The organism is Streptococcus oralis (assembly GCF_001579025.1).
Lineage (GTDB): Bacteria > Bacillota > Bacilli > Lactobacillales > Streptococcaceae > Streptococcus > Streptococcus oralis_X.
This window is the reverse complement of record NZ_KQ970255.1, coordinates 1-295: the sequence shown is the minus strand read 5'-3', so window position 1 is coordinate 295 and position 295 is coordinate 1. Positions and strand designations below refer to the sequence as shown.

Genomic DNA, 295 nt, shown 5'->3' with positions numbered 1-295 from the left:
CTTTATAGGTGTTAGTGAAGACACGTTCTGCATTCGGATTTTCCACAGTCGCAACCAATTGACCTTGACCGTTATCTGCTACAGTTACTTTAACTGTGTGAGATTCTGTTGAGTAGGTCACACCTGCTTCTGTTCCTGATTTCTCAGTAATAGTGTAAGTGTGCTCGCCTGCTTCTGTGTAGTTGACGTTGAAGACAACTTCACCTGAAGCAGCGTTCTTAGCTTCTGCTACAACTGCATCTTTTTCTTTCAATTCGAAAGTATAAGCGTCTGCCACAAGCTCTTTACCAGTCAA

The 295-nt window shown here is 42.7% G+C and carries 1 protein-coding gene; it reads right to left on the bottom strand.

Features of this window, described 5'->3' with window-relative positions; all coding sequences use genetic code 11:
• Positions 1-295, bottom strand: a 295-nt coding sequence (locus SORDD27_RS09500) for a Spy0128 family protein (protein ID WP_330997345.1), incomplete at both ends; no start/stop codon positions are given.